The following is a 25306-nucleotide window of genomic DNA, read 5'->3' as shown; positions in this document are numbered from 1 at the left end:
ACTACGCTGACGCGGGTGACAGCTTTCCGCCGCAACCCAGGGGCCGCTCCAGCCGCCGTGCGCGGCGCTGGGCTCCTCGTGGTGGTGCAAGGGCTGGCCGCGCTGGTGGTGGCGGCGGTGCTGGTGGTGCGCGGCGTCGCGGGCGCCGACCAGCGCGTGGTCAACGGGTTGGGCACGGCGGTGTTTTTCGTTCTGGTCGGGGCGGTGGTGCTGGCCGCCGGACGGGCGCTGATCCTCGGCAAGCGCTGGGGGCGCGGGCTGGCCGTGATCACCCAGCTGCTGCTGGTGCCGGTGGCGTGGTACCTGACGGTGGACTCGCACCGGCCCGGCTTCGGGATTCCCGCCGGCATTGTGGCGCTGAGCGTGTTGGGCCTGCTGTTCAGCCCCGCGGGCGTGCGGTGGGCCGCCGGCGATCAGCGCGATTCCGCCAGCTCGGCCAACCGGGGGCCGGACAGCCGATAGGTGGTCCACTCGCGCTGGGGTTCGCCGCCGACGCCGTCGTACAGCGTGAGGGCGCCGGCGTTCCAGTTCAGCACGGCCCAGGACAACCGCGTGTAGCCGTGGTCGAGGCATTCGGCCGCCAGCGTGGCCAGCAGCGCGCGGGCCAGGCCGCGGCGGCGAAATCCCGGCCGCACGAACAGGTCTTCGAGGTAGATGCCCGCCACGCCGTCCCAGGTGGAGAAGTTGAGAAACCACAGCGCCATCGCGGCGATCTCGCCCTCGACTTCCGCGACGTGCCCGTACACCGTCGGGGCTGCTCCGAAAAGTGCTGCCGCAATTTGCTTTTCGGTGACCGTGCATTGCTCGGCGGCGTGTTCGAATTCCGCCAGTTCGTGGATCATTCCGGTGATTGCGGCGGCGTCTTCCGGCGCGGCGCGGCGAATGGTCATTGCTCGACGTCCAATGCGTTGAGAATCGTCGCGAATTTCGTTGTTGTTTCCGCGAGTTCTTCGTCGGGGTCGGATTCGGCGACGATGCCGCCACCGGATCGTGCGAGCGCGGTGCGGCGGTCCGCCGACAGCTGCGCGCAGCGGATCGCCACCACCCAGCGGCCGTCGCCCCGGGCGTCGCACCAGCCGACCGCCCCCGCGTAGAACCCGCGGTCGCCTTCCAACTCGGCGATGAGCTCGACCGCGGCCTTGGTCGGCACCCCGCCGACCGCCGGGGTGGGATGCAGCGCCAGGGCCAAATCGATTGCGGTGGTGGACGTATCGCGAAGCCGGGCGCTGATCGGTGTGCACAGGTGCCACACCGCCGCGGTGCGGCTCAACTCGGGCTCGGCGGCGATCGTCAACTCGTCGCACAGCGGCTCGAGGGCGGCCCGAATGGTTTCGATGACCAACTGGTGCTCGTGCCGATCCTTGGCCGAACCGGCCAGCGCGGCGCCGTTGGCGGCGTCGACGTCCGGGTCGGCGGCGCGGGGCGCCGAGCCGGCGAACGGCCGGCACGTGACTCGATCTCCGTTGCGCGCCACCAGAAGCTCCGGGCTGGCGCCCACCAGCGCCACACCCGCGTAGTCATCGCCTGCGGCGGTCAGGTCGACCAGATAGCCGTAGGCGGCCGGGTCGGCGGCGATGAGCCGGCGCAGGATGACGCGGGCGTCCAGGGGGGCGTCGGCGACCAGCCGCAGCGCGCGGGACAGCACCACCTTGCTCAGCAGGCTGTCGGGGGCGGTGAGCTGATCGCGGGCCCGGCTGATGCGGCGGCGGTAGTCGGCCGGCGATGGGTCGGCGGCGGCGATACGCACCGGCGGCAGCGGGCCGGTCGGCCAGTCGGGCGGGCCGTCGGTGCGTCGCACCGCGTCGGGCGTCAGCAGCGCTGCGGGCCGGTTCACGTCGAAGGGCAACGCGCCCAACACTATTGCGGCTGAGCCCGATCGCAGCGCGTCCTGCGCCGCCGCGACCTCGCGGTAGCGCTCCCGCACGCCCTCGGCGACCAGGGTCTGCTTCGGTCCGCACAGCGCGAACGGCGATTGGGCGCTCACCCGGGTTTTATCGCCTGCGGCTGGGCGGTCAATCCGAGCGCGGCCAGCTGTCGCACGCCATGCTCGAAACCGCACACCGCGATGGAGCCGGCCAGCATCCAGAAGCGGCTGCCCTCGACGAGCGGCAGCTCCACCCAGCGGGTGATGACCGAACGGGAGAAGTGGCTGTGCCCCACGAACACCACGTCGCGCGAGCTCATGTGCTCCAGCGCGAACGCGACCGCCCGATCGGCGCGGTCGCTGACCTGCTGCACGCTTTCGCCACCGGGACAGCCGTGCGTCCAGACCAGCCAATCGGGCACCTTTTCGTGGATCTGCGGCGTCGTCAACCCCTCGTAAGAGCCGTAATCCCATTCGGCGAGCAGGGGAGAGACCTCGTCCACGGCGAGGCCGGCCAGCTTCGCTGTGGTCAGGGCGCGGATGCGCGGGCTGCTGATCACCAACGGGTCGGTGAGGTTCAGTTCTCGCAGGACGCGGCCGGCCAGCTCGGCCTGGACGCGGCCGGTGTCGGTCAGTTCGAGGTCGGTCCGGCCCGTGTGCTGGCCGGATTTCGACCACTCGGTCTCGCCGTGGCGGAGCAGGACCAGTCGATGATTGTGCAAGCCCATATCGACCGATTCTGCCGGACGACATGCCGGGCACGTCGGCCGCAGCGCGTGGCGAGCGAACGTGCCAGGATGGGCACTGTTGACCGCATGGCAACGATGCAGAGGGGAGAGCCGCGCCTATGGCTGCTAAGACCCGGGTACTGGCAGTGGCCAACCAGAAGGGCGGGGTAGCCAAGACGACGACGGTCGCCTCGCTGGGCGCAGCGATGGTGGACGAGGGACGCCGGGTGCTCCTGGTCGACCTCGATCCGCAGGGCTGCCTGACCTTCTCGCTCGGTCAGGATCCCGACAAACTCCCGGTGTCGGTGCACGAGGTGCTTCTCGGCGAGGTCGAGCCGAATGCCGCGCTGGTCACCACCATGGAGGGGATGACCCTGCTGCCGGCCAACATCGACCTGGCGGGAGCCGAGGCGATGCTGTTGATGCGCGCCGGCCGCGAATACGCGCTCAAACGCGCGCTGGCCAAGCTCTCCGACGACTTCGACGTGGTCATCATCGACTGCCCACCGTCGCTGGGTGTGCTCACCCTCAACGGGCTGACCGCCGCCGACGAGGTGATCGTGCCGCTGCAGTGCGAGACGCTCGCGCACCGGGGAGTCGGCCAATTCCTGCGCACGGTCGCCGATGTCCAGCAGATCACCAACCCGGAGCTGCGGCTCCTCGGCGCGTTGCCGACGCTGTACGACTCGCGGACCACCCACACCCGGGACGTGTTGGTGGACGTCGCCGACCGCTACAACCTGCCGGTGCTGGCCCCGCCGATACCGCGCACAGTGCGTTTCGCCGAGGCCAGTGCCTCGGGGTCGTCGGTGATGGCCGGGCGCAAGAACAAGGGCGCGTCGGCTTACACCGACCTGGCGAAGGCGTTGCTCAAGCACTGGAAGACCGGCAAGCCGCTGCCGACGTTCGCCGTCGAGGTGTAGCGGCTTTGATTGCGCGCCTAGGGCTTTGAGCGCCTACGGCGCGGCACGCCGGCGTGTCGCCGCCCTGTACGCATGCGCAACGCCCTGAGCGCGCACGGCAGGCGGCGTCAGCCCAGGGCCGTCACGGTGTCGCCCCGCTGCTCGAACACCTGGGACCCCGCGACGGCCGGGACCACCGCCCGTCCGGGTGTACTCGGCGCCCGGTTCACCGGGATGTAGCGCTCGTTGGCGCCGCTGACCGGGTCGTAGACTCCGATCGCGCCGGTGACCGGCACCAGCAGACGGCCCGCCATCATCGCGCCCGGGCCCAACGGTGCCGTCGTGGAGCCCGCGGCGATGGTGTACCGCAGCGACAGGTTGCCCGTCTCGAAGACCATGACGGAATCGCCGGTCCACCAGGTGATCAGGCTGCCCGCGTGCGACACGGCACCGGGGCTCGTCGGCGGCTTGGGCAGCAGTGTGCTCGACACGGTGGTGCCGGTCTCGTCGATCACGTCCACCCGGGGCTGCGGGGACGGCAGGTACACCGCTGTGTTGTTCTCCCAGACGGCCAGCACCCGGGCGCCCGAATCCGCCGTGATCCCGGGTTCGGCCACGATGCGCTGCTGGGGTTCGTCGTCGTCCTTGCCCGGCCGCAGCAGCACGAGCCGCAGGTCGGCCTGGTTGGCGCAGCCCTCCAGCACCGACACCGCCGACGAGCTGGCCGCCGCCGAGACCAGCTTGCAGCCGGAGTGCAGCCCGCGTGCGGAGGGCTTGACGCGGGCGTCCGTCTCGCCGTACGCGACCATCCGGACCATGTCGGAGCGCCACAGCTCGAGCCGGGTGCCGCCGGCCGCCAACACGGTCGTGCCGTCGGACGACAGCTGCACGTGCGGGTCGGCGTAGCCGCTGCGGGCAGGCCCGCGGCGACCGGTGGACCCGTCAAGCGTGCTCGCCTGCCCGCACCCGCGGTCGTCCCGGTAGACGGCGACGGCGTAGTGGTAAATCCAGGAGACCCCGCACAGGTCGGCGTCGCGCTGGTAGCTCCACCGGGACTGGCCCGAGGCGGGGTCGCGGCCGTCGACCCGGCGGCCGTCGCCGGTGACGACCGTCCCGCCGACGGCCACGGGTGCGGTGGTGGCCGGACTGGATGCGGTCCACAGCTCCTTGAGCGCGGCCGGGACCTGTCGGGCCGGGGTCGGGTTGGGCGCCGCAACGGCGGCCGGCCGGCTGATGGTGGCCCGGGCGTCGCTGGTCCACCAGATCAGCGAGGCGACGGCGACTACCGCGACCGCTATCGCCGCGGCGGCCAAGACGTCGCCCTTGGTCCGGCGTTCGGGTCTGACCATCCGCGGGCGGGCGACTCAGCTGGCGTTTGCGCCGGCTTCGGCGGCCTTGCGGCGCCGACGGCGGCGGCGGCTGGTCCCGCCGTTACCGGGCGCTTCCGCGGCGGCTTCGCCGCCGGCGGCGCCGGCCCCGGCATTCCCGCCCGAATGTGCGGAGGTGGGTTGGCCGCCGCGGGTCCGCCGCCGCGGCGCGCCGGAGCGGGCACGCCCGGACCGGTCCGCCTTCTGGCCGTCGCGCTCGCTGGTGCGGCGCTGGCCCTGCGGCTTCTTCGGCGAGCCGATGGCGCTGCCCGCTTCGGCCGGGATGCCCATCTCTTCGTAGAGGTGCGGCGAGTTCGAGTAGGTCTCGGCGGGTTCGGGGGTCTCCAGGCCCAGCGCCTTGTCGATCATCGACCAGCGGGGCAGTTCGTCCCAGTCCACCAGGGTGACGGCGATGCCGGTCTTGCCGGCGCGGCCGGTGCGGCCGATGCGGTGCACGTAGGCCTGTTCGTCCTCGGGGATCTGGTAGTTGATGACGTGGGTGATGTCGTCGATGTCGATGCCGCGGGCGGCCACGTCCGTGGCGACCAGGACGTCGATGTCGCCGCTGCGGAAGGCCTTGAGCGCCTTCTCGCGGGCGATCTGACCGAGGTCGCCGTGCACGGCGCCGACCTTGAAGCCGCGCTCGGCCAGTTCGTCGGCGACCTTCTGGGCGGTGCGCTTGGTGCGGGTGAAGATCATCGTCGCGCCGCGGCCCTCGGCCTGCAGTATGCGGCTGACCATCTCGACCTTGTCCAGCGCGTGGGCGCGGTAGACGAACTGCTCGGTGGTGTCGTGCGTGGCGGCCGAGTGCGGCGCCTCTGCCCGGATGTGGGTGGGCTGGTTCATGAAAGTGCGGGCCAGCGTGATGATCGGGCCCGGCATGGTCGCCGAGAACAGCATGGATTGCCGGTCCTCGGGGATCTGACGCAGGATGCGCTCGATGTCGGGCAAAAAGCCCAGGTCGAGCATCTCGTCGGCCTCGTCGAGGACGAGCATGGACAGCCCGCCGAGCTGCAGGTGGCCCTGCTGGGCCAGGTCGAGCAGGCGGCCGGGGGTGCCGACCACGACGTCGGCGCCGGCCTGCAGCGCCTCGAGTTGCGGCTCGTAGGCCCGCCCGCCGTAGATCGAGACGACGGACAGCCGCCGACCCTCGTCGGCGGTGAGGTACTTGGCCGCGGCGGCCAGGTCCTCGGTGACCTGAAGGCACAGCTCACGGGTCGGGACCACGACCAGGGCCCGGGGTGTGCCGTTGAGCTCCCGCACGCCGACTCCGGACGTGATGCGGTTCAGCAGCGGCACGCCGAAGGCGAGGGTCTTGCCCATACCGGTGCGGGCCTGGCCGATCACGTCGTCGCCGGCGAGCGCCAGCGGCATGGTCAGTTCTTGGATCGCAAAGGGGCGTTCGATGCCCTTTTCGGCGAGGGCGCGGACGATTTCGTCGCGAACGCCGAGCTGGGCAAAGGTCAATTCAGTTGTGCTGGTGAGTTCGCTCATGCGTGGGTAGTAAGCCTTTCGGTGACGTATCGGTTTGTGTCGGTGTTTCTCTGTCGCGGTCACGCGCGCACGAGTTCCGACTCCGAATACGTCGCCGAGTCGCGGGCCCCTGCCCAATCTGGGCCGGCCAGCTGTGCACGCACATTTCGCCGATAGCGGCTTGGGAAAAGAAATACAACCGCTACCTACATACATGATAGCTGGTCGACAGCTGGCGCCCCGTTAGCGCCGGGTCCGCCGACTACAGTGTTGCCATGACCCGGCCCTCTTGCCAGCCTTCCGAAGCCGAACTGGAAGCCGACCAGGTGGACGATTCGCCCGCCCCGCGTCTGTCGGCCGACCACCCGGGCGTCAACGAGTTGTTCGCGGTCTTGGCATACGGCGAGATCGCCGCGTTCTATCGGCTCACCGACGAGGCGCGGATGGCCCCGGACCTGCGCGGACGGATTTCCATGGCCAGCATGGCCGCCGCCGAGATGCAGCACTACGAGCTGCTGCGCGACGCCCTGGAAAGCCGGGGCGTCGACGTGGTGAAGTCGATGTCGAAGTACGTCTCGGCGCTGGAGAACTACCACCGGCTGACGATGCCCAGCACGTGGCTGGAAGCCCTGGTGAAAACCTATGTCGGCGACGCCCTGGCCGCCGACCTGTACCTGGAGATCGCCGACGGGCTACCCGACGAGATCGCCGACGTGGTGCGGGCGGCGCTGTCCGAGACGGGACATTCGCAGTTCGTCGTCGCCGAGGTGCGCGCCGCCGTGACCTCCAGCGGCAAGCAGCGCAGCCGGCTGGCGCTGTGGTCGCGCCGCCTGTTCGGCGAGGCGATCACGCAGGCTCAGTACTTGCTGGCCGACCACGACGAGCTGGTCGACCTGGTGATGTCGGGCGCCGGTGGCCTGGGCCAGCTCAACGCGTTCTTCGACCGGTTGCAGCACACCCACGACCGGCGGATGCACGAACTGGGTCTGAGCTGACGTTCAGCCGTGATCGCAAGCGCGGCGCAGCCGGGCGCAGCGGGTCACGGCCATCGGACCCAGCCGTGATCGCAAGCGCGGCGCAGCCGGGCGCTGGGGGGCACCCCCGCGGAGCTGGGGGACGGGTCACTCAGCGCGCGCAGGTCGCCAGGCTCGCGTTGGTGGTCGATGCGGCCACCAGCTGACCGGCGGCGTTGACGATCGAGCAGTTGAGCCGGCCGTAGAAGCTCGTCGCGACGACCGACGGGTTCTGGACACTCGGACTCAAGATCACCGCCTTGGTCCACGGCAGCGAGACGTTGAACTCGGTCTGGGAGTAGCCGTTCCCGTCCGTGTAGACGATGTTCACCAGGTCCAGCAGTTGCTTGCTGCCGGTCACGCTGTAGACGACGGTGCGCGGGTTCAGCGCGGCCGGGGGGGGCGTCAGCGTCAGGGGCGGAGCGGCGGTGGGCGTTCCCGTCGGCGCCAGGCTCGGCGACGCGCTGGGCGTGGTGACGGTGGTGACCGTTTCGGGCGGCAACGGCGTGCCTGAGGGGCGGGGCTGGGCGCTGGGCGGGACGGAGCTTCTCGTCGTCGCCGGCGCGGACGTCACCGGTTGCGGAGCCGGTGCCACGGTGGCCTTCGTCGAGGCGCTGTCGCCGCTGTTGATGATGACGGCGGTCGCGATCGCGCCGACGGCCACCACGGCGCCGAGGATCGCCGTGATCGGACGCCAGCGAAGCTCGGCCGGCCAGCCGGTCCAGGTGTAGTCGCCCTCGGGGTAGGCGTCGGCTCCGTAGAGCTCATCGGTCTGGTCTTCGGGGTAGTCCCGGACCTCGTCGAGATCGGCCAGTGTGGTACCCATGGGGCCGAAGGTAGCCATGTGAAAGCACGAACCGGGCTGCGGACCCGGGTCTGGGCCCAGTCGCAAGCTAATCGTTATCTGCTCGCGACCGATGTTTCGCTGAGCGCGAACCGCATGCCGGGGGCTGTCGCCGCACCGGGCCCGCCGCGTCAACTAGCCTGCAGCTGACAAGCCTGTCGACTTCAATACCTACGGAAGGGGTGACCGTGGAGGTCAAGATCGGTATTACGGACAGTCCGCGTGAGCTGGTCCTCGCCAGTGCGCAGACGCCGGCCGAAGTCGAAGAGCTGGTCAGCGCCGCGCTGGGTGAGGGACCGGGCCTGCTGAGGCTGAACGACGAGCGGGGGCGTCGCTTCCTCGTGCACACCAGCAAGATCGCCTACGTCGAGATCGGCCCCGCCGACGCGCGCCGGGTCGGCTTCGGCATCGGCGCCGAAGTCGGAAAGCTCACCGGCAAGGGCGCTAAAGGCGAGTAAGCGGCACGTGTGACAGCCCGCCCCAGGCGAACGCGACGGTGCCCTCGACGGCGTCCGCCTTCGAGATCGGGCGGTCGGAGTCGAGCCAGTAGCGGGCGCAGTCGACGCTGATGCCCACCAATCCCACCGCGATCATGCGGGCGCGGTGCGGGTCGAGCCCCGAGTCCTCGCTGATCAAGGCGAACACCGCGTCGATGCACGATTCGGTGGCGACGCGCACCTGCGCGGCCACCTCGGGTTCGGTGACGTAGTCGTTCTCGAAGATCAGCCGGTAACCCTGGCTGTCGTGCTCGATGAAGTCGAAGAACGCCTGCACCGCAGCGTGCAGTCGCCGGCGGTTGTCGGTGGTGGTGTTCAGTGCCTGCTGCACGCCCGAGACGAGGTTTTCCACATGCCGGGCGAGCACGGCCAGATAGAGCTCGAGTTTGCTCGAAAAGTGTTGATACAGAACCGGTTTGCTAACCCCGGCCCGGTCGGCGATCTCGTCCATGCCGGCCGCGTGGTAGCCGCGATCGACAAAGACGTCGCTGGCGACGATGAGCAACTGACCGCGACGCTCATCGCGGGGCAACCGGTTGCCGCGCCGGCTCGAAGCCGCGATGCCGTCCCCGGGCCGACTGCGGTCGGTCGATTTGACGGCACGCCGCGCCCCGGCCTTGGCGAGTTCGCTCATCGAGTCCTCATCTGATGTGTCGGCAACCGGCCGCCGGCACCACTGGCCGGCCGCGCTCGGCTCGTTGCGAGAGACATTACTACCCGCGTCGTCCCGGTGACCGTCGTCGCCGCCGTCGTGGCTGGCAGATTGTGGTGTCGGGCGGAGCATTCGGGCGCGCCAAGAACGGCCTCGCTGCCGACTGTGTAATCCTGGGGCAATGACGTCCCAGCGGCCTTCGCGCGGCACCGGTCGCGTCCCGGTGCTGCGGGACGAGTGGCGCGAACCGCTACGGGCGCTGCGTGACCCGATCGCCCGCGACGGCGGACGGAGCAGGGCCGACCGGGAGCGGCCGCGCCAGTGGCGCAAACAGACATGGCTGGGACGGTTCGTATCCACCTACGGCTGGCGCGCATACGCGCTGCCGGTGTTGGCGGTGCTCACCGCGGTGGTCATCTATCAGACGGTGACGGGCACCAGCGCGGTGAAGCCGACGGCGAACCAGCCCATCCAGAGTCCGCAAGCGATGGACGCCGTGGGCACCTCGATCATCGACGCGCCACCGCGCGGGCTGGCGGCGTTCGACGCCAACCTGCCGGCGGGGACGCTGCCGGACGGCGGCCCGTTCACCGAGGCGGGCGAGAAGACCTGGCACGTGGTGCCCGGCACGACGCCGCAGATCGGTCAGGGCACCGTACGGGTGTTTCACTACACCGTCGAGGTGGAGGATGGTATCGACCCCACGATGATCGGCGGCGACGAGGCGTTCGCGCAGATGGTCGACCAGACGCTGGCCAACCCCAAGGGCTGGACGCACAACCCGCAGTTCGCGTTCGTCAGGATCGACGGAACCAATGGGGGCAAGCCCGACTTCCGCATCTCCCTGGTGTCGCCGGTGACGGTCCGCGAGGGGTGCGGCTACGAGTTCCGGCTCGAGACCTCCTGCTACAACCCGTCGTTCGGCAAGGACCGGCAGTCGCGGGTCTTCATCAACGAGGCGCGCTGGGTGCGCGGGGCGGTCCCGTTCGAGGGGGACATCGGCTCCTATCGCCAGTACGTGATCAACCACGAGGTCGGCCACGCCATCGGGTACGTGCGTCACGAGCCGTGTGAGCAGCAGGGCGCTTTGGCGCCGGTGATGATGCAGCAGACCTTCTCCACGTCGAACAACGATGCCGCCCAATTCGACCCGGATTTCGTCAAGGCCGACGGGAAGACCTGCCGATTCAATCCGTGGCCGTTCCCGATCGCTTAGCCGGCCCCTAGCCGCGAAGCGTCACGCCGGCGTGACGGTCGGCGTTCGGAGTCACGCCAACGTGACGCTCGGCAGGTTGAATTCATTGCCGTCCACTTCGGCGGCTGCTGTGATGGTGGTGGACAACCGCAACGCGAGACCGAGGAGGAGTGGGTGCCGACACCGCAGACAGCACTGCCGCCTCTCGTGGAGCCGGCAGACGAGCTGACCCGCGATGAGGTCGCCCGCTACAGCCGCCATCTGATCATTCCCGACCTGGGCGTCGACGGGCAGAAGCGGCTCAAGAACGCGAAGGTGCTGGTGATCGGCGCGGGCGGGCTCGGCGCGCCGACGCTGCTGTACCTGGCCGCGGCCGGCGTCGGCACGATCGGCATCGTCGACTTCGACGTCGTCGACGACTCCAACCTGCAGCGCCAGATCATCCACGGCGTGGCCGACGTCGGGCGCTCCAAGGCGCAGTCGGCGCGCGAGTCGATCGCCGCGATCAACCCATCGGTCCGGGTGCGTCTGCACGAGGTCCGGCTCGACGCGAGCAACGCCGTCGACCTGTTCTCGCAGTACGACCTGATCCTGGACGGCACCGACAACTTCGCCACCCGGTATCTGGTCAACGACGCCGCCGTGCTGGCCGGCAAGCCGTACGTGTGGGGATCGATCTACCGATTCGAGGGGCAGGTCTCGGTGTTCTGGGAGGATGCGCCGGGCGGGCGGGGCCTCAACTACCGCGACCTCTACCCGGAGCCGCCGCCACCAGGCACGGTGCCGTCGTGCGCCGAAGGCGGTGTGCTGGGCATCGTCTGCGCCTCCATCGCGTCGGTGATGGGCACCGAGGCCATCAAACTCATCACCGGGATCGGCGAGTCGCTGCTGGGCCGGTTGATGATCTACGACGCCCTGGAGATGTCCTATCGCACCATCACGATCCGCAGGGACCCCGACGACGCCTTCCGTCCGAAGATCACCGAGCTGATCGACTACGAGCAGTACTGCGGTGTGGCATCCCATGACGCCGGCCCGGTGCTGTCCGGCTCCACGATCACCCCGCGGGAGTTGCGCGAATTACTGGATTCGGGAAAGAAACTGGCGTTGATCGACGTTCGTGAACGCGCGGAATGGGACATCGTGCACATCGACGGGGCCCAGCTGATCCCGCAGTCGTCGATCAACTCCGGTGAGGGTCTGGCAAAGCTGCCGCAGGACCGCACGCCCGTGCTGTACTGCAAGACGGGGGTGCGCTCGGCCGAGGCGCTGGTGGCGGTGCGCAAGGCCGGGTTCCCCGACGCGGTGCACCTGCAGGGCGGCATCGTGGCGTGGGCGCAGCAGATGCAACCCGACATGGTGATGTACTGACCCGATAGGGCAGGTGACCTCGTCTAGGCTACCCGTGTGAATGTCGAACCGCCGCCGGAGCACGTGCTGGCGGCGTTTGGTTTGACCGGTGTCAAGCCCGTCTATCTGGGGGCTAGCTGGGAAGGCGGCTGGCGCTGCGGTGAGGTCGTCCTGTCGTTGGTGGCCGATCACGCCCGGGCGGCCTGGTCGGCCCGGGTGCGGGAGACGCTGTTCGTCGACGGTGTTCGGCTGGCCCGCCCGGTCCGCTCGACGGACGGGCGATACGTGGTTTCGGGATGGCGGGCGGATACCTTCGTCGCCGGCACGCCCGAACCGCGGCATGACGAGGTCGTCTCCGCGGCGGTGCGCCTGCACGAGGCGACCGGCAAACTGGAACGGCCCCGATTTCTGACCCAGGGCCCCACCGCGCCGTGGGGTGACGTGGACATCTTCATCGCCGCCGACCGTGCTGCCTGGGAGGAACGGCCGTTGGCCTCGGTGCCCCCTGGCGCCCGGACGGCCCCGCCGACGGCCGACGCCGAGCGGTCGGTGGAGCTGATCAACCAGCTGGCCACCCTGCGCCGGCCGACCAAGAGCCCGAACCAGCTGGTGCACGGAGACCTTTACGGGACAGTGCTTTTCATCGGCACCGCCGCTCCGGGCATCACCGACATCACCCCGTACTGGCGGCCCGCGTCGTGGGCGGCCGGTGTGGTCGTCGTGGACGCGCTGTCCTGGGGCGAGGCCGACGACGGACTCATCGAACGTTGGAACGCGCTGCCCGAGTGGCCGCAGATGTTGTTGCGCGCCTTGATGTTTCGTCTAGCGGTTCATGCGTTGCACCCACGGTCCACCGCCGAGGCGTTCCCCGGGCTGGCCCGCACCGCGGCGCTGGTGCGACTGGTGCTCTAGCGCTCGAAGTCGAAACGAACCTCGCGCAACGCGATCCGGCCGTCGGTGGCCAGGACTCCCTCGGCCCGCAGCAGCTCCAGCTGCCGGGTGGTCAGATGAGCCGCCGGGCGCCCCGAGGCGGTGATCACCCGGTGCCACGGCAGGTCCGAGGAGTCGGTCCGCATGATCCAACCGACGATGCGCGGGCTGGAAAGCCCTGCGACGTCGGCGATGTCGCCGTAGGTGGCGACCCTGCCGGGCGGGATCGCCGCGACCAGCGTGCGCACCCGCTCGACCTGGTCGTCGGTCACCGGCGCCACGATCAGCGGGCTTCCAGCAGCTCGCGCGTCAGCGCGGCGACCTCCGCGGGCGCGGCGTAGGGCACCATGTGGTTGCAATCGAAATCCAGTAGCCGGAAATCGGATCCCAGCCGGTCCCGTAGCCCGGCGATGAGGTCCTCGCCGACGTACGGCGGCGAGGTGCGCTTGGCCCGGACCAGGAACGTCGGCGTCCCGGCCGGCGGGAACACGATGTCACGGGCCAGCTCGCTCCAGTAGGACATCATCGCCGGCAGGCTCACCCGCCAGCCGTAGCGGCCGCCCGGCAGCTCGACCAGATGCTCGTCGATCTCGGCATCGAGCAGTGCGGGGGCGACGTTCGACCAGGAGCCGTGCCGCTTTTCCAGGCGCGCTTCCTCGGCGTCGGGGTAGTCGGGCGAGGCCAACATCGCGTCGGCGATCTGGCGCATCCACGCGCCGTCCAATCCGACCGCCGGGTCCAGCAGCAACAGCGCCGCCACCCGGTCCGGCCGCATCGCGGCCAGCTGCATGGCGAGCGCGCCGCCGAAGGAGTGCCCCACCACCAGCACCGGCGCCACGGCCTCATCGTCGAGCAGCGCGGCCATCGCCGCGACGTTGGCGTCGATGCTCCACGGCGCCGCCCACGACGACCGGCCGTGACCGATCAAATCCGGTGCCGCGAAGGTGATTTCGGGCATTAGCCCGGCCAGCTGCTGCCAGCGCTGCCCGTGACCGGTCAGCCCGTGCAGCGCCAGTACTCGCACCGGACCCGGCGGGCCGTAGCGGTGCACATGGAGATCAGCGGTCACCCGTCGATCGTGCCAGCCGCCGCCACGGCCACTCGCGGTGGGCGGGTCAGCGTTCGTCCCAGTCGTCCTCGGTGGGGACGACGTAGGCCTGCTCGATCACGTCGGCCTCGTTGGCCTCGCGGTCGGCAGCTGTCAGATACTCGGTGTCCAGGCCGACCTCGTCGTCGAAGTCGACGGGTTGCAATTGTTCCGCGGCGTCACCTTCGGGTGCTTCGTCGCTGGGAAAACCGGGTTCGACGTTCGTCACGATCACCTACCTCCTCACCTTTCGTCGGACTGCTTGCGGCCTCCAGCGTAGGGGTCGGCGGCGGCGCGGGCCGCGCGACTTGTCAGACCCTGCTGATTGCATGCAGCCATGTCGTACATCTGGGACACCGGGGCGCGGGCTCTACTGGCGCCCGGCGTGCGCGGGCCGGTCCGGGTGGTGGGCGGGCCGGGCACCGGTAAGAGCAGCCTGCTGGTCGAGGCGGCGGTCGCCCGGATCGACGCCGGTCTCGACCCGGAATCGGTTCTGCTGCTTACCGGTTCCGGCCGGCTGGGCATGCAGGCGCGCAGCACCTTGACGACGGCGTTGTTGCGGGCGCGTTCGACCGGGCCCTGCCGGGCCGCCATCCGCGAACCGTTGGTGCGGACCGTGCACGGTTATGCCTACGCGGTGCTGCGGCGGGCCGCCGAGCGTGCCGGCGACGCGCCCCCGCGGCTGGTCACCAGCGCCGAACAGGACGCGATCATCCGGGAGCTGCTCGCCGGCGACCTCGAGGACGGGCCGCGCGCGGCGACGGCGTGGCCCGCCCATCTGCAACCCGCGCTGGCCACCGCGGGCTTCGCCACCGAGCTGCGAAACATGTTGGCGCGCTGCGCCGAACGGGGCATTGATCCGCAGGAGCTGGAGCGCCTGGGCCGTCGGTGCCGGCGCCCGGAATGGACGGCCGCCGGCCAGTTCGCCCGCCAGTACGAGCAGGTGATGCTGCTGCGGGCAGCGGTCGGGACGGCGGCACCGCAGGCGACGACGCCCGCGTTGGGCGCCGCGGAACTGGTGGGCGCCGCCCTGGAGGCCTTCGCGGTCGATCCCGAGCTGCTGGCCGCCGAGCGGGGCCGGGTGCGGGTCTTGTTGGTCGACGACGCCCAGCAGCTCGACCCGCAGGCAGCCCGCCTGGTCCGGGTGCTGGCGGCGGGCGCCGAGCTGGCCGTGATCGCCGGAGACCCCAATCAGGCTGTGTTCGGCTTCCGGGGCGGCGAATCCGCCGGCCTCTTCGACGGGGATTCGCCGTCGGTGACGTTGACGGTCTCGCACCGCTGCGCCCCGGCGGTGGCGCGCGCCGTCAGCGGCATCGCGCACCGGCTGCCCGGCGGCAGCGGCGGCAAGCGGATCGAGGGCAGCGGGCCCGAGGAGGGCTCGGTCACGGTGCGCCTGGCGGCGTCGGCGCACGCGGAGGCGGCGATGATCGCCGACGCCCTTCGGCGTGCGCACCTGGTCGACGGGGTGCCGTGGTCGCAGATGGCGGTCGTCGTCCGGTCGGTGCCACGGGCGGGCGCGCGGTTGCCCCGCGCGCTGGCCGCCGCCGGGGTGCCGGTGGCCGCGCCCGCGACCAGCGGACCGCTGTCCGACGAGCCGGCGGCCCGGGCGCTGCTCACCGTCCTGGCGGCCACCGCCGACGGGCTCGACGGCGAACGGGCCCTGGCGCTGCTGACCGGTCCCATCGGTCGGGTCGACCCGGTTTCGCTGCGCCAGCTGCGCCGAACGCTGCAGCGCGCCAACCCGGGTCGCGCGCCGGGCGATGTCGCGCAGCTGCTGGCCGAGGCGCTGTCCGCCGACCCACCGCCACCGGGCCCGCAGTTCCGCCCGCTGCAGCGGGTGCGCGCGGTGCTGGACGCCGCGGCGCGCTGCCATCGGGCGGGCCAAGACCCGCGCTACACGCTGTGGGCCGCCTGGCACCGGTCCGGCCTGCAGCGTCGTTGGCTGTCGGCCGCCGAGCGCGGCGGCCCCGCCGGCGCCCAGGCCACCCGGGACCTGGAGGCGGTGACCGCGCTGTTCGACATCACCGAGCAGTACGTGTCCCGCACGTCGGGTGCGTCGCTGCGCGGTCTCGTCGAGCACGTCGCCGCGCTGCACCTGCCGAGCGTGAACCAGGATCCGGTGTCACCGGTGGAGCAGGTGCGGGTACTCAGCGCGCACGCCGCGCTGGGACACGAATGGGACCTGGTGGTCATCGCCGGGCTGCAAGAAGGTTTGTGGCCCAACACCGTTCCGCGCGGCGGTGTGCTGGGCACCCAGCGGTTGCTGGACGTGCTCGACGGCGTCACCGAGGACGCGTCGGTGCGGGCGCCGCTGCTGGCCGAGGAGCGACGGCTGCTGGTGGCGGCGATGGGCCGGGCCCGCCACCGGTTGCTGGTGACCGCCGTGGACGGCGACACGGGCGGCGGGGACAACGAGGCCGCGCTGCCGTCGTCGTTCTGCTACGAACTCGCCCAGTGGACCGATGGCGGCGGCGATCTCGCTGCCGCGCAACCCATCTCGGCGCCCCGGGTGCTGTCGGCTGCCGCGCTGGTCGGCCGGTTGCGCGGCGTCATGTGCGCGCCCGACGGCACGGTCGACGACACCGCCCGCGCTTGTGCCGCAACGCAATTGGCGCGGCTGGCCCGCGCCGGCGTCCCGGGTGCCGATCCGGCCGGCTGGCACGGCCTGATCCCGGTCAGCACCGGCGAACCCCTGCGCGGCGACGACGATGCCGTCACCCTGACCCCGTCGACCCTGCAGATGCTCAACGACTGCCCGCTGCGCTGGCTGGCCGAACGGCACGGTGGCACCAACCCGCGCGACCTGCGCTCCACCATCGGGTCGGTGCTGCACGCCCTGATCGCCGAACCGCAGCGCAGCGAATCCGAATTGCTGGCCGAGCTGGACCGGGCCTGGCGGCATCTGCCCTTCGAGGCGCAGTGGCATTCGGCCAACGAACTGGCGCGGCATCGCGCGATGATCGAGGCCTTCGTCGAGTGGCGGGCCCAGACCCGGGGCGCGCTGACCGAGGTCGGCGTCGAGGTCGAGATCGACGGCACCCTGACAACATCCGGCGACGGTGCCCCTCGAGGCGGCGAGATCCGGCTGTGCGGCCGGGTCGACCGGTTGGAGCGCGATGCCGCCGGCCGGCTGGTGATCGTCGACATCAAGACCGGCAAAACGCCGGTCAGCAAGGACGATGCCCAACAGCACGCCCAGCTGGCGATGTATCAGCTGGCGGTGGCCGAGGGCATGGTCGCCGCCGGGTCGGAGCCCGGCGGGGCGCGGCTGGTCTACCTGGGCAAGTCCGGGGCCTCGGGCGCCACCGAACGCGAGCAGGATCCGCTGACACCGGCCGCCCGCGACGAGTGGCGCCGGCTGGTCCGGCGCGCCGCCGAGGCGACCGCCGGGCCCCGGTTCATCGCCCGGCGCAACGATGGCTGCTCGCACTGCCCGCTGCGGCCCTCGTGTCCGGCGCACGCCGACGGGGCGGCGCAGTGAACCCGCGCTACAGCCCGGCCGAATTGGCCGGTGCGCTCGGGCTTTTCCCGCCCACCGACGAGCAGTCCGCCGTCATCGCGGCACCGCCCGGGCCGCTTGTCGTCATCGCCGGCGCCGGAGCCGGCAAGACCGAGACCATGGCCGCCCGCGTGGTGTGGCTCGTCGCCAACGGCTACGCCGAACCCGGCCAGGTGCTCGGGCTGACGTTCACCCGCAAGGCCGCCGGCCAGCTGCTGCGCCGCGTGCGGTCCCGGCTCGCCAGGCTGGCCGGCGTCGGCCTGGGTCCCGACGGCCCGGCTCCCGCGGAGCCGGCGGCCGCGCCGACGGTCAGCACCTACCACGCGTTCGCCGGTTCGCTGATCCGCGACTACGGGCTGTTGCTGCCCATCGAGCCCGACACCCGGCTGCTCGGCGAGACCGAGCTGTGGCAGCTGGCCTTCGACGTGGTCAGCGGGTACCGGGGCGAGCTGCGCACCGACAAGACCCCCGCCGCGGTCACGTCGATGGTGCTGCGGCTGTGGGGTCAGCTGGCCGAACACCTGGTGGACACCCGCCAGCTCAGCGATACCCATGTGGAGCTGGAGCTGCTGATCCACACGCTGCCGCCGGGCCCCTATCAGCGCGACCGCGGCCCCAGCCAGTGGTTGCTGCGGCTGCTGGCCACCCAGACCCAGCGCGCCGAGCTGGTTCCGCTGCTCGACGCGCTGAACGAGCGCATGCGTGCCGCTAAGACGATGGACTTCGGCGTGCAGATGGCCTGCGCGGCGCGGCTGGCGGCGAATTTCCCGCAGGTCGGCGCCGACCTGCGCGGCCGCTACCGGGTGGTGCTGCTCGACGAGTACCAGGACACCGGGCACGCCCAGCGGGTCGCGCTGTCGGGCTTGTTCGGCGGTGGCGTCGACGACGGCTTGGCCCTGACCGCCGTCGGCGACCCGATTCAGTCGATCTACGGCTGGCGCGGCGCCTCGGCGACCAATCTCCCGCGCTTCACCACCGACTTCCCCCTCTCCGACGGCACCCCCGCGCCGGTCCTGGAGCTGCGGACCAGCTGGCGCAACCCGCCGCGGACCCTGCAACTGGCCAACGCGATCTCGGCGGAGGCACGCCGCCGGTCGGTCGCGGTGCACGCGCTGCGGCCGCGCCCGGACGCCCCGCCCGGAACGGTCCGCTGCGCGCTGCTTCCCGATGTGCACGCCGAACGCGAGTGGATCGCCGACGAGCTCGCCGCGCGGTACCGGGCGGCCGGGGACGACGGGGTGAGCCCGCCGACCGCCGCGGTTCTGGTGCGCCGCAACGCCGACGCCGCCCCCATCGCCGACGCCCTGCGCGCCCGTGGAGTCCCGGTCGAGGTCGTCGGATTGGCGGGGCTGCTGTCCATCCCCGAGGTTGCCGACGTCGTGGCCATGCTGCGGCTCGTCGCCGACCCGACCGCGGGCGCGGCGGCGATGCGGGTGCTCACGGGTCCGCGCTGGCGCCTCGGGGGCCGGGACATCGCCGCGCTCTGGCGGCGCGCCCGGAAACTCGGCGAAGGGCTGGGCGCCGGCGGGGCATCCGCGCCCGAGGCGATCGCGATGTCCGCCGGCCCGGACGCCGACACGGCGTGCCTGGCCGACGCCATCGCCGATCCCGGCCCGCCCGAAGGGTATTCGGCCGCGGGATATCAGCGCATCGCCGCACTGGCCGGCGAACTGCGTGCCCTGCGCGGCCACCTGGACCATTCCCTGCCGGACCTGGTCGCCGAGGTGCGCCGCGTGCTGGGTGTCGACTGCGAGGTCCGCGCCGCGGCGGGAGCGGACGTGGGCTGGGCCGGCACCGAACACCTCGACGCGTTCGCCGACGTCGTCGCCGGATACGCCGAACAAGCCGACGCCGCCGACGCCGCCGGCGCGCCGGACCGTCGCAGCGCGGCATCGGTGTCGGGCCTGCTGGCCTTCCTGGACGTGGCGGAGTCCGTCGAGAACGGTTTGCCGCCTGCCCCATTGGTGGCCGCGCGCGACCGCGTCCAGGTGCTCACGGTGCACTCCGCGAAGGGGTTGGAGTGGCAGGTCGTGGCGGTGGCACACCTGTCGGGCGGAATCTTCCCCTCGAGCGCGTCCAGGAGCAGCTGGCTCACCGACGCGGCCGAGCTGCCGCCGCTGCTGCGGGGCGACCGTGCCTCGGCGGGCGCGCTGGGCATCCCGGTGCTGGACACCTCTGACGTCACGAATCGAAAGCAGTTGTGCGACAAGATCTCCGGCCATCGTCGCCAGCTCGATCAGCGGCGCGTCGACGAGGAACGCCGGCTGCTGTATGTCGCCGTCACCCGGGCCGAGGACACCCTGCTGGTATCGGGTCATCACTGGGGGGCCTCCGGCATCAAACCGCGCGGCCCCTCGGATTTCCTGTGCGAGGTCAAGGAGGTCATCGACCGTTCGGCCGGGGCCGGGGCGCCCTGCGGGGTGGTGGATCAGTGGGCGCCCGCGCCGGCGGACGGCGATCGTAACCCGTTGCGTGACAACATCGTCGAGGCGTTCTGGCCGGCCGAACCGTTGGCCCGGCGCGGTGACGTCGAGCGCGGCGCCGCGTTGGTGACCCGGGCGATGTCGGGCGGCACCGGTGGGGAAGGTGCCGACATCGAGGGGTGGGCGGCCGACGTCGACGCGTTACTTGCCGAGCGGGCGCGGTTGGTCGAACCGCCCACCGGCGCGCTGCCGAGTCAGTTGTCGGTCAGCGGCCTGGTGGAGCTGGCGCGAGATCCCGCGGGCGCCGCACAGCGGCTCAGGCATCGGCTGCCGACCAGGCCTGACCCGCATGCGTTGCTGGGCAACGCCTTTCACGCCTGGGTCCAGCGGTTCTACGGCGCCGAGTGTCTCTTCGATCTCGCGGACCTGCCGGGTGCGGCGGACTCCGACGTCGGCGACACCCGGGAACTGGCCGCGTTGCAGGCCGCATTCACCGAATCGCCCTGGGCGACCCGCACTCCCATCGCCGTCGAGGTGCCGTTCGAGATGTCCATCGGCGACACCCTGGTGCGCGGCCGAATCGACGCGGTGTTCGCCGACCCCGACGGGGGCGCGACGGTCGTGGACTGGAAGACGGGCGAACCACCGCACGGGCGGGAAGCCATGCGCCAGGCCGCCGTCCAGCTCGCCGTCTACCGCCTGGCGTGGGCCGCCCTGGCCGGTGTTCCGGAATCGTCGGTGCGGACGGCCTTCTATTACGTCCGCGCCCGCACCACGGTGGCTCCCGACGATCTGCCCGCCCCCGCTGAACTGGCCGGGTTGCTGGCCGAGCCCGCCGCCGGCTGACTTCGCGCTGCCAGGGTACCGCGGTGGCGATCGTGGTTACATTGAGTCGTGCATGACTCCTGCGCTGGCGTTGAGCCCATAACGGACCGCCGTGCGCAACGGTAAGTCCCGGCAACTGACCGGTCTGGATGAAGCGCTGACCGCGCAGCGAGGCCACCAGTTGGTGGGCGTGGTGCGCATCCCCGAGGATCACGCCAGCCCCATCCGCGTCATCACCCGCCGCGTGGTCATCGCGCTGGTGGTGTTGTTCGCCGCGGCCGTCATCGTCTATCTGGACCGCAACGGGTACCGCGACGTCCGCGGCCAGCCGCTGACCTTCCTCGACGCCATGTACTTCTCCGCGGTGTCACTGTCGACGACCGGTTACGGCGACATCACCCCGTACACCGAGACCGCGCGTTTGGTTCACACCCTGATTTTTACCGCGCTTCGGATCGCGTTCCTGGCCGTGTTGGTCGGTACAACCCTCGAAGTCCTCTCCGAGCGGTCCCGCCAAGGGTGGAAGATTCAGCGTTGGAGGAGCAGAGTGCGCAACCACACGATCGTGATCGGCTACGGCACCAAGGGCAAAACGGCCGTCGCCGCGATCCTCGGCGACGAGGCCGCCCAGGGGGAGGTCGTCGTCGTTGACACGGACCGCACCACCCTCGAGCACGCCGCCGGCGCGGGGCTGGTCACCGTGCACGGCGACGCCACCAAGGCCGACGTGCTGCGGCTGGCCGGGGCGCAACATGCGGCCTCGATCATCGTCGCCACCAGCCGCGACGACACCGCGGTGCTGGTCACTCTGACCGCGCGGGAGCTCGCGCCCAACGCCAAGATCGTGGCGTCGATCCGGGAGGCCGAAAACCAGCACCTGCTGCAGCAATCGGGAGCGGACTCGGTGGTGGTCTCCTCGGCGACCGCCGGGCGGCTGCTCGGGCTTGCCACCACCACACCGAGCGTCGTGGAGATGATCGAGGACCTGCTGACACCCGACTTCGGGCTGGCCATCGCCGAGCGCGAGGTGGAGCCGACCGAGGTCGGCGGTTCCCCACGGCATCTGCGCGACATCGTGCTGGGTGTGGTGCGCGACGGCCACCTGCTGCGCATCGGCGCGCCCGAGGTGGACGCCGTCGAGGCCAACGACCGGCTGCTGTACATCCGGCAGGCCGGGCACTAGTGGCGATCGCGGATTTCCAGCTGCGGAACGTTCCGCTGCTGTCGCGGGTCGGCGCCGACCGGGCCGACCAGCTGCGCACCGACGTCGAAGCGGCCACCGCGGGGTGGGCGGACGCGGCGCTGCTGCGGGTGGACTCGCGCAGTCAGGTGCTCATCGCCGACGGCCGGGTGGTGCTGGGCGCCGCGGCCAAGCTGGCCGACAAGCCGCCACCGGAAGCGGTGTTCCTCGGCCGCCTCGACGACGGCCGCCACGTGTGGGCCATCCGCGGCGCGCTCGAGGCGCCGGAGGACCCGGGGGTGCGCGCCGAGGTGGTGAACCTGCGCGGCCTCGGCTCGATCCTCGACGACACCAGCAGTCAGCTGGTGTCGTGCGCCGTCGCGCTGCTCAATTGGCATGACAGCGCCCGGTTCAGCTCGGTGGACGGCTCGCCGACGAGGCCGGCCCGGGCGGGCTGGGCGCGGGTCAACCCGGTCACCGGCCATGAGGAGTTCCCGCGCATCGACCCGGCGGTGATCTGCCTGGTCCACGACGGCGGCGACCGTGCGGTGCTGGCTCGCCAGGCGGTGTGGCCGGAGCGGATGTTCTCGCTGCTGGCCGGATTCGTCGAGGCTGGTGAATCGTTCGAAGGCTGCGTCGCTCGTGAGATCCGCGAGGAAATCGGCCTCACGGTGCGCGACGTGCGCTACCTGGGCAGCCAGCCGTGGCCGTTCCCGCGCTCGCTCATGGTCGGCTTCCACGCGGTCGCGGATCCCGGCGAGGACTTCTCGTTCAACGACGGGGAGATCGCCGAGGCGGCGTGGTTCACCCGCGACGAGGTGCGCACGGCGCTTGCGGCAGGGGACTGGTCCAGCTCGGCGGACTCGAAACTGCTGCTGCCCGGGTCGATCTCGATCGCCCGCGTGATCATCGAATCCTGGGCGGCATTCGACTGAGCCGGCGTGCGCCCGCCCGGCGCCCTAGGCGCCGGCTTCGGCCAGCTTGGCCTTGACCTCGGCCGCGCTCGGGTTGGTGAGCGTGGACCCGTCGGCGAACTTCACCGTCGGAACCGTCCTGTTGCCGCCGTTCACCGAGCCGACGAACTCCGCCGCGGCGGGATCGTCTTCGATGTCGACCGCCTCATAGGGGATTCCGTTGGACTTCAACACGGTCATGAGGCGGTGGCAGTAGCCACACCATGAGGTCGTGTAGACGGTGAGCGGGGCATTGGTCATAGCTGGTTAACGTAGCCCGGAGACAACATGTTCCGCGCCGCGGCCGCGGCACACCGATACCGGCGAGTTGCGGCGACTCGCCGACGCGCACCATGCGGGGCCACGGTTTGTCGGCAACCGCTGCCAAGATGGACGCCATGCCGATGGTCGCCGACGCTTTGACCGCCGGACTGGACGACGAGCAGCGCGAGGCCGTGCTGGCTCCGCGCGGACCGGTCTGCGTGCTCGCGGGCGCCGGGACGGGCAAGACCCGCACCATCACCCACCGAATCGCGCAGCTGGTGGCGAACGGTCACGTGGCGGCCGGGCAGGTGCTGGCGGTCACCTTCACCCAGCGGGCGGCGGGGGAGATGCGTTCCCGGTTGCGGACGCTGGACGCCTCAGCGGGCACGGACACCGGCGTCGGCGGGGTGCAGGCCCTGACGTTTCACGCCGCGGCGCACCGGCAGCTGCGGTATTTCTGGCCGCGGGTGGTCGGCGACACCGGCTGGCAGCTGCTGGACACCAAGTTCGCCGTCGTGGCGCGGGCGGCCAGCCGCTCCCGGATCAACGCCAGCACCGATGACGTCCGCGACCTGGCGGGCGAGATCGAGTGGGCCAAGGCGTCGCTGATCGGCCCCGAGGATTACCCGGCCGCCGTGGCCGAGGCGGGGCGGGACATCCCGCTGGACGCCGCCCGGGTCGCGACCGTGTACGCCGCCTACGAGGCGCTCAAGGTCCGCGACGAGTCGGTGACACTGCTCGATTTCGACGACCTGCTGCTGCACACCGCGGCCGCGATCGAAAACGACGCCGCCGTGGCCGACGAATTCCGTGGCCGCTACCGCTGCTTCGTCGTCGACGAATACCAGGACGTCACGCCCCTGCAGCAGCGGGTGCTGACGGCGTGGCTGGGCGACCGGGACGACCTGACCGTCGTCGGCGACGCCAACCAGACCATCTACTCGTTCACCGGGGCCTCACCGCGGTTCCTGCTCGACTTTTCGCGGCGGTATCCCGACGCGACCGTTGTTCGCCTCGAGCGCGACTACCGCTCGACCCCGCAGGTGGTGTCGCTGGCCAACCAGGTGATCGCCGCGGCCCGCGGCCGGGTCGCCGGCAGCAAGCTGCACCTGTCCGGGCAGCGTCCGCCGGGCCCGGCGCCGTCGTTCCACGAGTATTCCGACGAACCGGCCGAGGCGGCCGCGGTCGCCACCTCGATCGCCCGGCTGATCGAGGCGGGCACGCCGCCGTCGGAGATCGCCGTGCTGTACCGGGTCAACGCGCAGTCCGAGGCCTACGAGGAGGCGCTGACCGAGGCCGCCATCCCCTATCAGGTCCGCGGCGGTGAGGGATTCTTCACCCGGCAGGAGATCAAGCAGGCGTTGTTGGCCCTGCAACGGGCCGCCGAGCGCGGCGCCGAGGGTCCGCTGCCTGCGGTCGTGCGGGCGGTCCTGGAGCCCCTCGGGCTGACGGCCGAGCCGCCCGTCGGCACCCGCGCCCGGGAGCGTTGGGAGGCGCTGACCGCGCTGGCCGAGCTGGTCGACGACGAGGTGGCCCAGCGCCCGCAGCTGGAACTCCCGGGCCTGCTGGCCGAACTCCGGCTGCGCGCCGACGCGCGGCACCCACCTGTGGTGCAGGGCGTCACGCTGGCCTCGCTGCACGCCGCCAAGGGCCTGGAGTGGGACGCGGTGTTCTTGGTCGGGCTGGCCGACGGCACGCTGCCCATCTCGCACGCGCTGGCGCACGGCCCCGAAAGCGAGGCCGTCGAGGAGGAGCGCCGGCTGCTCTATGTCGGAATCACCAGGGCGCGAATTCATTTGGCGCTCAGCTGGGCGCTCGCTCGCAGCCCCGGCGGGCGGCAGGGTCGCAGGCCCTCGCGGTTCCTCAACGGCATCGCACCGCAGGCCCGCGCCGACGCCGCCCCCGGCAAGGCCCGGCGCAACCGCGGCGCCCCGGCGCGTTGCCGGATCTGCAACAAGGACCTGTCCACCTCCGCGGCGGTCATGCTGCGGCGCTGCGAAACGTGCGCCGCCGACGTCGACGAAGAGCTGCTGCTGCGGCTCAAGGCGTGGCGGCTGGACGTCGCCAAGGAACAGAACGTGCCCGCGTATGTCGTCTTCACCGACAACACGCTGATCGCGATCGCCGAGCTGCGCCCCGGCGACGAGGACGCGCTGATCGCGATCCCCGGCATCGGCGCGCGCAAGCTCGAACAGTACGGGCCCGACGTGCTGGGGTTGGTGCATGCTGACCGCTGAAGGCGCAGGTCAGAAAATCGGTT

At 71.3% G+C, this 25306-nt stretch carries 23 protein-coding genes; 12 read left to right on the top strand and 11 right to left on the bottom strand.

Annotation, left to right across the window (positions count from 1 at the left end):
- Positions 1 to 15: 15 nt before the first annotated feature.
- Positions 16 to 462, top strand: coding sequence for a hypothetical protein (locus A5756_RS19505; protein WP_156659677.1), 447 nt, complete (start codon positions 16 to 18; stop codon positions 460 to 462).
- On the opposite strand, the gene A5756_RS19500 is transcribed toward A5756_RS19505, so the two are convergent.
- Genes A5756_RS19500 through A5756_RS19490 form a run of 3 tightly spaced genes read right to left on the bottom strand, consistent with a single transcriptional unit; the run spans position 414 to position 2592 of the window.
- Positions 414 to 890 (bottom strand): GNAT family N-acetyltransferase, encoded by a 477-nt coding sequence (locus A5756_RS19500; RefSeq protein WP_066956156.1) that lies wholly within the window; start codon positions 888 to 890, stop codon positions 414 to 416. The two genes, A5756_RS19505 and A5756_RS19500, sit on opposite strands and share 49 nt — an antisense overlap.
- The gene (locus A5756_RS19495; RefSeq protein ID WP_066956153.1) at positions 887 to 1984 is read right to left on the bottom strand and encodes an isochorismate synthase MenF; all 1098 of its coding nucleotides are present in this window, start codon (positions 1982 to 1984) and stop codon (positions 887 to 889) included. Before A5756_RS19495 ends, A5756_RS19500 begins: the two co-directional genes overlap by 4 nt.
- Positions 1981 to 2592, bottom strand: coding sequence for an acid phosphatase (locus tag A5756_RS19490; RefSeq protein WP_066956150.1), 612 nt, complete (start codon positions 2590 to 2592; stop codon positions 1981 to 1983). Before A5756_RS19490 ends, A5756_RS19495 begins: the two co-directional genes overlap by 4 nt.
- Positions 2593 to 2711: 119 nt before the next feature.
- Here A5756_RS19490 and A5756_RS19485 point away from each other — a divergent pair, with 119 nt between their 5' ends.
- Positions 2712 to 3515 carry a ParA family protein gene (locus A5756_RS19485; protein ID WP_066956147.1) on the top strand — a complete coding sequence of 268 codons (804 nt, stop codon included), beginning with the start codon at positions 2712 to 2714 and terminating at the stop codon, positions 3513 to 3515.
- 107 nt (positions 3516 to 3622) lie between these two features.
- Here A5756_RS19485 and A5756_RS19480 read toward each other — a convergent pair whose 3' ends face one another.
- Both A5756_RS19480 and A5756_RS19475 read right to left on the bottom strand, forming a co-directional pair.
- On the bottom strand, positions 3623 to 4843 hold the full coding sequence (locus A5756_RS19480) for a hypothetical protein (RefSeq protein WP_066956144.1): 1221 nt from the start codon (positions 4841 to 4843) through the stop codon (positions 3623 to 3625).
- 15 nt (positions 4844 to 4858) lie between these two features.
- A complete protein-coding gene (locus tag A5756_RS19475) occupies positions 4859 to 6355 on the bottom strand; it encodes a DEAD/DEAH box helicase (protein ID WP_066956141.1) in 1497 nt (498 codons plus the stop codon).
- A 254-nt stretch (positions 6356 to 6609) separates the two neighbouring features.
- Here A5756_RS19475 and A5756_RS19470 point away from each other — a divergent pair, with 254 nt between their 5' ends.
- The gene (locus A5756_RS19470; RefSeq protein WP_066956137.1) at positions 6610 to 7329 is read left to right on the top strand and encodes a ferritin-like fold-containing protein; all 720 of its coding nucleotides are present in this window, start codon (positions 6610 to 6612) and stop codon (positions 7327 to 7329) included.
- A 130-nt stretch (positions 7330 to 7459) separates the two neighbouring features.
- On the opposite strand, the gene A5756_RS19465 is transcribed toward A5756_RS19470, so the two are convergent.
- Complete coding sequence (locus tag A5756_RS19465; RefSeq protein WP_066956134.1) at positions 7460 to 8173, bottom strand: MmpS family transport accessory protein; 714 nt, start codon at positions 8171 to 8173, stop codon at positions 7460 to 7462.
- Positions 8174 to 8379: 206 nt separating this feature from the next.
- On the opposite strand from A5756_RS19465, the gene A5756_RS19460 reads away from it, so the two are divergent.
- The gene (locus A5756_RS19460) at positions 8380 to 8649 is read left to right on the top strand and encodes a DUF3107 domain-containing protein (RefSeq protein WP_066956290.1); all 270 of its coding nucleotides are present in this window, start codon (positions 8380 to 8382) and stop codon (positions 8647 to 8649) included.
- On the opposite strand, the gene A5756_RS19455 is transcribed toward A5756_RS19460, so the two are convergent.
- Positions 8636 to 9322: a TetR/AcrR family transcriptional regulator gene (locus A5756_RS19455; RefSeq protein WP_066956131.1), complete on the bottom strand. Its 687-nt coding sequence runs from the start codon at positions 9320 to 9322 to the stop codon at positions 8636 to 8638. The genes A5756_RS19460 and A5756_RS19455 overlap by 14 nt on opposite strands.
- 199 nt (positions 9323 to 9521) lie before the next feature.
- On the opposite strand from A5756_RS19455, the gene A5756_RS19450 reads away from it, so the two are divergent.
- The 3 genes from A5756_RS19450 (at position 9522) to A5756_RS19440 (ending at position 12797) form a co-directional block, all read left to right on the top strand.
- The gene (locus A5756_RS19450; RefSeq protein WP_156659675.1) at positions 9522 to 10556 is read left to right on the top strand and encodes a DUF3152 domain-containing protein; all 1035 of its coding nucleotides are present in this window, start codon (positions 9522 to 9524) and stop codon (positions 10554 to 10556) included.
- Positions 10557 to 10709: 153 nt separating this feature from the next.
- Positions 10710 to 11906: an adenylyltransferase/sulfurtransferase MoeZ gene (gene moeZ, locus A5756_RS19445; RefSeq protein ID WP_066956124.1), complete on the top strand. Its 1197-nt coding sequence runs from the start codon at positions 10710 to 10712 to the stop codon at positions 11904 to 11906.
- Positions 11907 to 11942: 36 nt separating this feature from the next.
- Positions 11943 to 12797 carry a TIGR02569 family protein gene (locus A5756_RS19440; protein ID WP_066956122.1) on the top strand — a complete coding sequence of 285 codons (855 nt, stop codon included), beginning with the start codon at positions 11943 to 11945 and terminating at the stop codon, positions 12795 to 12797.
- Here A5756_RS19440 and A5756_RS19435 read toward each other — a convergent pair.
- The 3 genes from A5756_RS19435 to A5756_RS19425 are packed head-to-tail and all read right to left on the bottom strand — an operon-like array spanning position 12794 to position 14131.
- Positions 12794 to 13096, bottom strand: a complete 303-nt coding sequence (locus tag A5756_RS19435) for an MGMT family protein (RefSeq protein WP_066956120.1) — start codon at positions 13094 to 13096, stop codon at positions 12794 to 12796. The genes A5756_RS19440 and A5756_RS19435 overlap by 4 nt on opposite strands.
- A 2-nt stretch (positions 13097 to 13098) precedes the next feature.
- Complete coding sequence (locus tag A5756_RS19430; RefSeq protein ID WP_066956117.1) at positions 13099 to 13884, bottom strand: alpha/beta fold hydrolase; 786 nt, start codon at positions 13882 to 13884, stop codon at positions 13099 to 13101.
- Positions 13885 to 13930: 46 nt separating this feature from the next.
- Positions 13931 to 14131: a hypothetical protein gene (locus A5756_RS19425; protein ID WP_066956288.1), complete on the bottom strand. Its 201-nt coding sequence runs from the start codon at positions 14129 to 14131 to the stop codon at positions 13931 to 13933.
- Positions 14132 to 14239: 108 nt separating this feature from the next.
- Here A5756_RS19425 and A5756_RS19420 point away from each other — a divergent pair, with 108 nt between their 5' ends.
- The 4 genes from A5756_RS19420 to nudC all read left to right on the top strand — a co-directional run bounded on the left by A5756_RS19420 (position 14240) and on the right by nudC (position 22764).
- A complete protein-coding gene (locus A5756_RS19420; protein ID WP_066956114.1) occupies positions 14240 to 17383 on the top strand; it encodes an ATP-dependent DNA helicase in 3144 nt (1047 codons plus the stop codon).
- Positions 17350 to 20670: an ATP-dependent helicase gene (locus A5756_RS19415; protein ID WP_369828697.1), complete on the top strand. Its 3321-nt coding sequence runs from the start codon at positions 17350 to 17352 to the stop codon at positions 20668 to 20670. Before A5756_RS19420 ends, A5756_RS19415 begins: the two co-directional genes overlap by 34 nt.
- Positions 20671 to 20761: 91 nt before the next feature.
- Positions 20762 to 21832, top strand: a complete 1071-nt coding sequence (locus A5756_RS19410) for a TrkA family potassium uptake protein (RefSeq protein ID WP_066956111.1) — start codon at positions 20762 to 20764, stop codon at positions 21830 to 21832.
- Positions 21832 to 22764, top strand: a complete 933-nt coding sequence (gene nudC, locus A5756_RS19405; RefSeq protein WP_066956108.1) for an NAD(+) diphosphatase — start codon at positions 21832 to 21834, stop codon at positions 22762 to 22764. Before A5756_RS19410 ends, nudC begins: the two co-directional genes overlap by 1 nt.
- 24 nt (positions 22765 to 22788) lie before the next feature.
- Here nudC and mrx1 read toward each other — a convergent pair whose 3' ends face one another.
- Entirely contained in the window at positions 22789 to 23043 is a 255-nt protein-coding gene (gene mrx1 / locus A5756_RS19400) for a mycoredoxin Mrx1 (protein WP_066956105.1), read from the bottom strand.
- Between the two features lie 137 nt (positions 23044 to 23180).
- Here mrx1 and A5756_RS19395 point away from each other — a divergent pair, with 137 nt between their 5' ends.
- Positions 23181 to 25283, top strand: coding sequence for an ATP-dependent DNA helicase UvrD2 (locus A5756_RS19395; RefSeq protein WP_197505441.1), 2103 nt, complete (start codon positions 23181 to 23183; stop codon positions 25281 to 25283).
- Positions 25284 to 25306: the final 23 nt, after the last annotated feature.

It is taken from the genome of Mycobacterium sp. 852002-53434_SCH5985345, assembly GCF_001667155.1.
Taxonomy (GTDB): domain Bacteria; phylum Actinomycetota; class Actinomycetes; order Mycobacteriales; family Mycobacteriaceae; genus Mycobacterium.
This window is presented reverse-complemented; position numbering and strand designations above follow the sequence as displayed.

Coding starts and splice junctions, on each gene's coding strand:
- A5756_RS19480 (WP_066956144.1), bottom strand. CDS start 4,843: ATGGTCAGACCCGAACGCCGGACCAAGGGCGACGTCTTGGCCGCCGCG.
- A5756_RS19395 (WP_197505441.1), top strand. CDS start 23,181: ATGCCGATGGTCGCCGACGCTTTGACCGCCGGACTGGACGACGAGCAG.
- A5756_RS19475 (WP_066956141.1), bottom strand. CDS start 6,355: ATGAGCGAACTCACCAGCACAACTGAATTGACCTTTGCCCAGCTCGGC.
- A5756_RS19500 (WP_066956156.1), bottom strand. CDS start 890: ATGACCATTCGCCGCGCCGCGCCGGAAGACGCCGCCGCAATCACCGGA.
- A5756_RS19465 (WP_066956134.1), bottom strand. CDS start 8,173: ATGGGTACCACACTGGCCGATCTCGACGAGGTCCGGGACTACCCCGAA.
- A5756_RS19450 (WP_156659675.1), top strand. CDS start 9,522: ATGACGTCCCAGCGGCCTTCGCGCGGCACCGGTCGCGTCCCGGTGCTG.
- A5756_RS19485 (WP_066956147.1), top strand. CDS start 2,712: ATGGCTGCTAAGACCCGGGTACTGGCAGTGGCCAACCAGAAGGGCGGG.
- A5756_RS19420 (WP_066956114.1), top strand. CDS start 14,240: ATGTCGTACATCTGGGACACCGGGGCGCGGGCTCTACTGGCGCCCGGC.
- A5756_RS19470 (WP_066956137.1), top strand. CDS start 6,610: ATGACCCGGCCCTCTTGCCAGCCTTCCGAAGCCGAACTGGAAGCCGAC.
- mrx1 (WP_066956105.1), bottom strand. CDS start 23,043: ATGACCAATGCCCCGCTCACCGTCTACACGACCTCATGGTGTGGCTAC.
- A5756_RS19455 (WP_066956131.1), bottom strand. CDS start 9,322: ATGAGCGAACTCGCCAAGGCCGGGGCGCGGCGTGCCGTCAAATCGACC.
- A5756_RS19490 (WP_066956150.1), bottom strand. CDS start 2,592: ATGGGCTTGCACAATCATCGACTGGTCCTGCTCCGCCACGGCGAGACC.